Source organism: Pseudomonas salomonii (assembly GCF_900107155.1).
Lineage (GTDB): Bacteria > Pseudomonadota > Gammaproteobacteria > Pseudomonadales > Pseudomonadaceae > Aquipseudomonas > Aquipseudomonas salomonii.
Map to the genome: position 1 here is coordinate 1 of NZ_FNOX01000030.1, position 7,604 is coordinate 7,604.

Consider the following 7,604-nt stretch of genomic DNA (forward strand, 5'->3'; position numbering starts at 1 on the left):
AAAATCCGTGGTTTCCGTATTGAGCTGGGTGAAATCGAGGCGCGTCTGCGTGAGCAGGACAGCGTTGGCGAAACCGTTGTCGTGGCCCAGGAAGGCCCGAACGGCAAACAGTTGGTGGCTTATGTGGTTCCAGCAACCGCGCAGCCAAATGAAACCGAGTTCCGCGACAGCCTGCGCCGTGCGCTGAAAACCCGCTTGCCGGATTACATGGTGCCCACGCACTTCATGTTCCTGGCGCAGATGCCACTCACGCCTAACGGCAAGCTCGACCGCAAGGGCCTGCCCGAGCCGGATGCGAGCCTGATGCAGCAGCACTACGTCGCCCCGCAAACCGAGCTGGAGCAACAGATTGCCGCGATCTGGGCCGAGATTCTGCACCTGCCTCGCGTGGGCCTGGACGATAACTTCTTCGAAGTGGGCGGCCACTCCCTGCTGGCGATCCAGATCACTTCGCGGGTGCAGGCCGAACTGGGGCTGCAAGTGCCGCTGGTGGAAGTGTTCCAGACCGAAACGTTGCGCGCCTATGTGCAGGCCGCTGCCACCTTCCGCGCCGGCAGCGCGGAAGATTTTGATGACCTTCGTGACTTTTTGAGCGAACTAGAGGCGATTTGAACCATGCTTTCCAACCCTAATATCGATCTGGTTTCGCGCTTTCTTCGCCTGCCTCTGGAACAGCGTCAGCAGTTTTACCAACGCCTGCAAAGCCGCGGCATGAGTTTCGCGCAACTGCCGATCGCCTCGATTCGCGAGCAGGGCCAACACGCGCCGCTGTCTTATGCCCAGGAGCGCCAGTGGTTTCTCTGGCAACTGGACCCGCACAGCGCGGCCTATCACGTCCCCGGCGCCTTGCGCCTGAGCGGGCGCCTGGACAAGGCCGCGCTGCAACGCAGCTTCGACACGCTGGTGGCACGCCACGAGAGCCTGCGCACCCGTTTGCACCTGGAGGGCGAGCAGCGTGCCCAGCAAGTGTTGGCGCATGCGGTGATCGAGATTGCTGAACGCTCAATCGACGAGGCCCAGCTCAAGGCAAGCGTCGAAGCTGAAATCGCCCGACCTTTCGATGTGCAGCAAGGTCCGTTATTGCGCGTCAGCTTGCTCGGCCTAAGCGCAGAAGAGCATGTATTGGTGCTGGTGCAGCACCATATCGTCTCTGACGGCTGGTCGATGGGCGTGATGGTGCAAGAGCTGATGCAGCTGTATGCCGCCTACAGCCAGGGCCAGGATTGCACGTTGGCGACGCTGCCGATCCAGTACGCCGACTACGCAGTGTGGCAACGCCGCTGGATGGAAGCGGGGGAGAAGGCCCGCCAACTGGATTACTGGCGTGAGCTGCTCAGCGGCACACAGCCGGTGCTGGAACTGCCGCTCGATTACTCGCGCCCAGCGCAGCAGAGTTTCCTAGGCGCACGCCAGGACATGGCCCTGGAACCCGCCCTGGTCGCCGGTCTCAAGGCCCTGGCGCAACGCGAAGGGGTGACGCTGTTCATGCTGCTGTTGGCGGCGTTCCAGGCATGTCTGTACCGCTACAGCGGGCAGTCGGATATTCGCGTCGGCGTGCCGATCGCCAACCGCAACCGCGTCGAGACCGAATCGCTGATCGGCTTTTTCGTCAACACCCAGGTGCTCAAGGCCGATCTCGACGGCCAGATGACGTTCACCCAGTTGCTGCAACATACCAAGCGCCGCGCGCTGGAGGCCCAGGCTCATCAGGACTTGCCGTTCGAGCAACTGGTCGAAGCACTGCAACCCGAACGCAGCCTGAGCCATAACCCGCTGTTTCAGGTGATGTTCAACCACCAGGCCAAGACCCCATCCGCAGAGCAACAACTGCCGGGCCTGCGTGTGGCCGGCCTCGAACTGGAAACCCAGAGCGCCCAGTTTGACCTGAGCCTGGATACCCAGGAGAGCGGCGACGGCCTCTGGGCCTCCCTGACCTATGCCACCGACCTGTTCAATACGGCGACCGCCTCGCGCATGCTGGGCCATTGGCTGAACCTGTTACGCGCTGCCGTGGCCAACCCTGCGCTGGCCTTGCAGGACCTGGCCATGCTGGATACCACGGAGCGCCAGCAACTCCTCTACCAGTGGAATGTCACCGAGCGCGCTTACCCGCAAGGCCACTGGGTGCATCAGTTGATAGAAGCGCAGGCGCTCAAGCAGCCGGATGCAGCGGCGTTGCGCTTTGGTGACGTATCGCTGAGCTACGCCGAACTGAACCACCGCGCCAATCGCCTCGCCCATCGTTTGATCGAAGCCGGCGTTGGCCCGGATTCGCTGGTGGGGCTGGCCGTGGAGCGCTCCATCGAGATGGTGGTGGGGCTGCTGGCCGTGCTCAAGGCCGGTGGCGCCTATGTGCCGCTGGACCCGGAATACCCGCGTGAACGCCTGGCCTACATGCTTGAAGACAGCGGTGTGAAGCTGCTGCTGACTCAGGCGCATTTGCTCGAACAGTTGCCGATCCCGCCAGGATTGGAAACTTTGGTGCTGGGTGAAACCGGCTTCGAAGGCTACAGCGACGCGAACCCGGACATCGCGCTGGACGGCGAAAACCTCGCCTACGTGATCTACACCTCCGGCTCCACCGGCCAACCCAAAGGCGCCGGCAACCGCCATTCAGCGCTGCTCAATCGCCTGCAATGGATGCAGGAGGCCTATGGCCTGGGCGTCAACGACAGCGTGTTGCAAAAGACCCCGTTCAGCTTCGACGTGTCGGTGTGGGAGTTCTTCTGGCCACTGATGACCGGCGCACGCCTGGTCGTCGCAGCGCCGGGCGATCACCGTGATCCGGCCCGGCTGGTCAGCCTGATCACGGCCGAGCAGATCACCACGCTGCACTTTGTGCCCTCGATGTTGCAGGCGTTCCTGCAAGACCCGGCGGTTTCGACCTGCCACAGCGTGCAGCGCATCGTGTGCAGCGGCGAGGCGCTGCCGGTGGATGCGCAACAGCAAGTCCTGGCCAAACTGCCGCACGCCGGGCTGTATAACCTGTACGGTCCGACCGAAGCCGCCATCGACGTGACCCACTGGACCTGTGTCGATGAAGGGCGTGACGCCGTGCCGATTGGTCGCCCGATTGCCAATCTGGGCTGCTACATCCTCGACAGCCATTTCGAACCGGTACCCATTGGCGTATTGGGCGAGCTTTACCTGGGCGGCGTCGGCCTGGCCCGTGGTTATCACCGGCGTCCGGCATTGACCGCCGAGCGCTTTATCGCCCATCCCTTTGTCAGCGGTGAGCGTCTGTACCGCAGCGGCGACCTGGCGCGGTATCGCGCAGACGGCGTAATCGAATACGCCGGGCGGGCCGATCATCAGGTCAAATTGCGTGGCCTGCGTATCGAATTGGGCGAAATCGAAGCCCGTTTGCTGGCGCACGATTACGTCCGCGAAGCGGCGGTGTTGGCGCCGGACAGTCAATACCTGGTGGGCTACCTGGTGCTGCAAAACGCCGCTGACGATTGGCGCGATGTACTCAGTGCGCATCTGGCCGAAACCCTGCCGGATTACATGGTGCCCGCACAATGGATGCTGCTGGAGCAGATGCCCCTGAGCCCCAACGGCAAGCTTGACCGCAAGGCGCTGCCAAAGCCCGAAGCCACGCAGCAATATGAAGCCCCGCAAAGCGCGCTGGAGCAGCAAATCGCCGCCATCTGGGCCGATGTGCTGGGCATCGAGCAGGTGGGGTTGAACGACAACTTCTTCGAGCGCGGCGGTGACTCGATCATCTCCATCCAGGTAGTCAGCCGCGCGCGTGCCGCCGGTATTCATTTCACCGCCAAGGCGTTGTTCCAGCATCAAACCGTGCGCAGCCTCGCGCGGGTGGCGCAGTTGCAAACCGCGCGGGTGATCGACCAAGGTTCGGTGCAAGGTGAGACACCGTTGCTGCCGTTCCAGCAGTTGTTCTTCGACAGGCAACTGCCGGACTCGCATCACTGGAACCAGTCCTTCTTGCTGACGCCACGCCAAACGCTTGAGGGCGATCGTCTGGAAACTGCTTTGCAAGGCCTGATTGCCCACCATGATGTGCTGCGTTTGCGCTTCAGCCAGCAACCTGAGGGTTGGAAAGCCGAGCATGCCTCAGCAGGCACACAGGTGCTGTGGCAAGCCACGGTGGCGGATGCCAGCGAATTGACCGCGCTGTGCGAAAAAGCCCAGCGCAGCCTCGACCTGCAACAGGGGCCATTGCTGCGTGCGGTGCTGGCCGAGCTGGCAGACGGTTCCCAGCGCCTGTTGCTGGTGATGCACCACTTGGTGGTGGACGGCGTGTCCTGGCGGGTGTTCCTCGAAGACCTGCAAGCGCTGTATCGTGAACAAACATTGCCGGCCAAAACCTCGTCGTTCAAAGCCTGGGCCGAGCGCTTGCAGGCCCACGCCCGCAGTGCGGCGATGGCGTCCGAGCAAGCCTTTTGGCTGCAACAGCTGCAAGGTGCGGCCAGCGACTTGCCGTGCCGCAACCCGCAAGGCGCGCGCCCCGGGCGACTGGCCGAGACTGTGGTCAGCCAACTGGACGCCGAACGCACCCGGCAACTGCTGCAGCAGGCGCCGACGGCCTACCGTACCCAGATCAACGACCTGCTGCTCACGGCCCTGGCGCGGGTGATCTGCCAGTGGACGGGCCACGCCTCGAGCCTGATCCAGCTGGAAGGCCATGGCCGTGAAGACCTGTTTGACGACATCGACCTGACGCGCACATTGGGGTGGTTCACCAGCCTGTTTCCGGTGCGCCTGACTCCGGACGCGTCCCTGGCGGTTTCGATCAAACAGATCAAGGAGCAACTGCGCAGCGTGCCGCATAAAGGCCTGGGGTTTGGCGCTTTGCGTTACCTGGGCGATGACGCCACACGTGAGGCGTTCAGTGCTCTGCCAGCGCCGCGCATCACCTTCAACTACCTGGGCCAGGTCGACGGCAGTTTCGACCAGCCAAACACGCTGTTCGCGCCCGCCGCAGAAAGTGCCGGCACCGAACAAAGCCCGGACGCGCCGCTGGGCAACTGGTTGACGCTCAACGGCCAGGTCTATGGCGGCGAACTGCAACTGGGCTGGACGTTCAGCCCGCTGATGTTCGATCCCGCCGTGATCGAAACGCTGAGCGCGGCCTACACCCGCGAACTCAACGCGCTGATCGAACATTGCTGCACGCCCGGCAATGGCGGTGTGACCGCTTCCGATTTCCCGTTGTCGCGCTTGAATCAATCGCAGCTGGAGTCGTTGCCGCTGGCCTTCGATGCCGTAGAAGACCTCTACACGTTGTCGCCCATGCAGCAGGGCATGCTCTTTCACACGCTCTATGAGCAGACGGCGGGCGACTACATCAACCAGATCCGCGTGACTGCGCAGGGCCTGGACGTGTCGCGCTTCCAGCACGCCTGGGATGCCACGGTGCAGGCCCATGATGTGCTGCGCAGCGGGTTCTTCTGGGAAGGCCAGCTGGAGTGGCCGTGCCAGGTGGTGTACCGCCAGGCACGGTTGCCGATCCAGGTTCTGGACTGGCGCGCCATGCCGGAGCGCGAACTGGAACTGCGCAACCTGCAACAGGCCCAGCGCCGCCAGGGTTTTGACCTGGCCAAGCCACCACTGGTGCGCCTGGTACTGGTGCGCACCGATGAGCAGTGCTACGAGTTGATCTACACCAGCCATCACATCCTGATGGACGGCTGGAGCAATTCGCGACTGTTCGGTGAAGTGCTGCAACGCTATGCCGGCGTGGCGGTGCCGGAAGCGGCCGGGCGCTATCGCGATTACATCGGCTGGCTGCAACAGCGTGACGCCGCTGCGACCGAAGCCTTCTGGCGCGAGCAGTTGAGTGCGTTGCAAACCCCAACTCGGCTGGGCAGCAGCCAACCGATGGCGGTGCAAGGGCATGGCGAGCACCAACTGGCGCTTGATCGCACACTCACAACTCAACTTGAGTCGTTCGCCCGAAGCCACAAGGTCACACTCAACACTTTGATCCAGGCGGCGTGGCTGATTCTGTTGCAGCGTCACAGTGGCCAGGCGGTGGTGGCGTTCGGTGCCACTGTGGCCGGGCGCCCGGCGGAGCTTGCGGGCGTTGAGCAGCAGATCGGTCTGTTCATCAACACCTTGCCGGTGATCTGCGCGGTAGAGGGGCAGGTGACGGTGGCCGACTGGTTGCAAGCGGTGCAGGCGCAAAACCTGGCGTTGCGTGAGCACGAGCACACCGGGCTGTATGACATTCAGCGCTGGGCCGGGCAGGGCGGTGAAGCCTTGTTCGACAATATCCTGGTGTTCGAAAACTACCCGGTGTCCAAAGCCCTGGCGCAAAGCGGCGGCAGCGGCATTCAGTTTGGCGAACCCCACGCCCATGAACAAACCAACTTCCCGCTGACGGTGCTGGTGGATCTGGGCGATACGCTGTCGGTGCAGTTCAGCTTTGCCCGCGCGTATTTCCATGAAGACACGGTGCAAGGTTACGGCCGACACCTGGTCAACCTGCTGCAAGCCATGCTTGAGGGCGGGCAGCAACGTCTGGGTGAGCTGGCGATGCTCGACGCCACTGAGCGTCAGCAGGTGATTCAGGACTGGAACGCCACATCCCGCGATTACCCGTTGCAGCAAACGGTGCATCAACTGATTGAAGCGCAGGTTGCGCTCACGCCAGCGGCGCCGGCACTGGTGTTTGCCGAGCAGCGCTTGAATTACGCCGAACTCAACCGCCGCGCCAATCGCCTGGCCCATCGTCTGATCGAAGCGGGCGTTGGCCCGGACTCGTTGGTGGGGCTGGCGGTAGAGCGTTCCATCGAGATGGTGGTCGGCCTGCTGGCGGTGCTCAAGGCCGGTGGCGCGTATGTGCCGCTGGACCCGGAATATCCCCGTGAGCGCCTGGCCTACATGCTCGAAGACAGCGGCGTGAAGCTACTGCTCACTCAGGCGCATCTACTCGGTCAGCTGCCGATTCCACACGGTTTGGAAACGCTGGTACTAGGCGAGACGGAGTTCGACAGCTATAGCGCAGAGAATCCGGGTATTGCTCTGGACGGCGAAAACCTCGCCTACGTGATCTACACCTCCGGTTCCACCGGCCAGCCCAAAGGCGCCGGCAACCGTCATGCGGCCCTGACCAACCGCCTGCAATGGATGCAGGAGGCCTATGGCCTGGATGTCAGCGACACTGTGCTGCAAAAGACCCCGTTCAGCTTTGACGTGTCGGTGTGGGAGTTCTTCTGGCCACTGATGACCGGCGCACGCCTGGTCGTTGCCGCGCCGGGCGACCACCGTGACCCGGCCAGGCTGGTCAGCCTGATCAATGCCGAACAGGTCACCACGCTGCACTTTGTACCCTCGATGTTGCAGGCCTTTGTGCAAGACCCGACCGTTGCGACGTGCCACACCTTGCACCGCATCGTGTGCAGCGGCGAGGCGCTGCCGGTGGATGCGCAACAGCAGGTCTTCGCCAAACTGCCGCAAGCGCGGCTGTATAACCTGTACGGCCCGACTGAAGCCGCCATCGATGTGACCCACTGGACCTGCCTTGATGAAGGTCGCGATGCGGTGCCGATTGGTCGCCCGATTGCCAATCTGGGCTGCTACATCCTCGACAGCCATTTCGAACCGGTACCCATTGGCGTATTGGGCGAGCTTTACCT

The 7,604-nt window shown here is 62.9% G+C and carries 2 protein-coding genes; both read left to right on the forward strand.

Features of this window, described 5'->3' with window-relative positions:
• Positions 1-612 (forward strand): phosphopantetheine-binding protein (locus BLV67_RS31880; RefSeq protein WP_143039905.1); only part of this gene is annotated, 612 nt, incomplete at its 5' end.
• A gap of 3 nt (positions 613-615) precedes the next feature.
• Positions 616-7,604, forward strand: a 6,989-nt coding sequence (locus BLV67_RS31885) for a non-ribosomal peptide synthetase (RefSeq protein WP_074854583.1), incomplete at its 3' end; no start/stop codon positions are given.